At 51.1% G+C, this 1,856-nt stretch carries 3 protein-coding genes; all 3 read right to left on the bottom strand.

Annotation, left to right across the window (positions count from 1 at the left end):
* Positions 1-70: 70 nt before the first annotated feature.
* The gene (gene proC, locus ACTHUE_RS17425) at positions 71-868 is read right to left on the bottom strand and encodes a pyrroline-5-carboxylate reductase (protein WP_070461560.1); all 798 of its coding nucleotides are present in this window, start codon (positions 866-868) and stop codon (positions 71-73) included.
* 90 nt (positions 869-958) lie between these two features.
* On the bottom strand, positions 959-1,354 hold the full coding sequence (locus tag ACTHUE_RS17430) for an RNA-binding protein (protein ID WP_070461559.1): 396 nt from the start codon (positions 1,352-1,354) through the stop codon (positions 959-961).
* A partial coding sequence (locus ACTHUE_RS17435) for a YggS family pyridoxal phosphate-dependent enzyme (protein WP_440403035.1) occupies positions 1,351-1,856 on the bottom strand: 506 nt, incomplete at its 5' end. The genes ACTHUE_RS17435 and ACTHUE_RS17430, both read right to left, overlap by 4 nt.

Raw genomic sequence — 1,856 nt, forward strand, 5'->3', positions numbered from 1 at the left:
AGCAAAAAGCGCGTGATACACAGGATGGCAATAGCGTCTGCCAATAATAAGAGCAAGTCGCCGCGCATGTTCAGACGGCCTTATATTGTTGCGCCATTTCTTGCGAACGTTTGACGCAGGCTTCTACACCCTGTTCGATGGCTTCGGCAACGTGACGGGCTTTGAAGGTTTCGATGGCTTCGTGTGTCGTGCCGCCTTTGGAAGTTACGTTTTGCTGTAATTGTGCGAATGCTTCGCCGGTTTGTTCGGCCAAAGCCACTGCGCCTTTAAATGTGGCGAGGCTCAGTTCGCGTGCATCTTGTTCGTTGAAACCTTGTGCCAAAGCCGCATTTTGGAGCGCGCCCAACAGATAGAAAACATAGGCGGGGCCGCTGCCGCTGATGCCGGTAATATTGTGGAGTTGCTCTTCCTCGTTCAGCCAAATGGTCGTGCCGACAGAGCGCATGATGCCGTCGGCAGCTGTACGGTCGGCTTCTGAAACGCCTGCATCGGCAAACATACCGGATACGCCCAAGCCGATTTTGGCCGGCGTATTGGGCATGATGCGTACGATACGGCGTGTGCCGCCCAGATAATGGCTGAGGGTATCGATGGACAAACCTGCCGCTACAGACAACACCAGCGCGCCATTCAAACGGATGTTTTGACAGGCTACCTGCATGTCTTGCGGTTTGACGGCGAGAATGAGGACATCGTCCGCACTCAATTCGGGCAGGTTTTCAGAAGTGGCTACGCCCAATTCTTGCACCAGTTGTGCACGTCTTTCGGCGCCGCGTTCGACAATGTGGACACGATAGCCGTCTTGTTTGACCAAACTGCCTGCAATGGCAGTCGCCATATTGCCGCCGCCTAAAAAGTAGATGTTCATAAATTTCCTTAATTTTTTAAATGAGATACATTTGCTGAGGTCGTCTGAAATACCGTTTCCATCATACCGACAAAATTTCAGACGACCTTTTCACCAACGGACGCTTTCGGGCAGTGATGTTCGGTATAAACCCTGTTTTTCCAAACAATCCAATCCTTCTTTTTTAAAAGTTTCCGCTAAAGGGCGTTTATCGCGGGTTTGCCAAGCTAGCCCGCAAGCTTCAAACTTTTTGATTTTCCTACTGAAATAATCATTAGCTGCGGTACGATAAGCATTATCGTCAATAGAATAATTCCCGTCCGCCAAACGCTTCCCGCGGAAATCCTCAATAGAAGGCGGCGGTTCGCCTTTAATTTCCCAAAAATCTATTGCTGCCGGCTTTTTGGGTTTGCACCAGCCCGATAAGGATTCACATTGATACCAGCCCATCAACCGACAACCCGTTAAGGTCAAACCAAGCAAAACGACCGAGATAATCTGTTTCATTGGCTGCCTTCTCCTTTTTGTTTTTGTTCCCGTCTGCCGAAAATCGCGCTGCCGATGCGGACATGGGTTGCGCCGCATTCTACCGCGATTGGCATATCTCCGGACATACCCATAGACAAAACATCTGCTTCGACGCCTGCCGCATTCAACTCGGCCAACAACCGCTGCATGGTATGAAACTGACTGCGCAACTCATCGTCGCTGCTGTCGGCCTTGGCCACACACATCAATCCGCATACTTTAATATTCGGCAACTTGGCCACTTCAAGGGCCAGCGCAATCGCTTCTGCGGGCGCTACGCCGTGTTTCGCCTCTTCCGCGGCAATGTTCACTTCAATACACACCTGCAACGGCGGTATTTCAGACGGCCTTTGCTCACTCAAGCGCCGCGCCGTTTTCAGACGGCCTATCGTATGCACCCAATGTGCGCGTTCGGCCACAAATTTGGTTTTATTAGACTGCACATCGCCGATAACGTGCCAAACAATATCCGGCAAATCGG

Source organism: Neisseria sp. P0021.S005 (assembly GCF_051956955.1).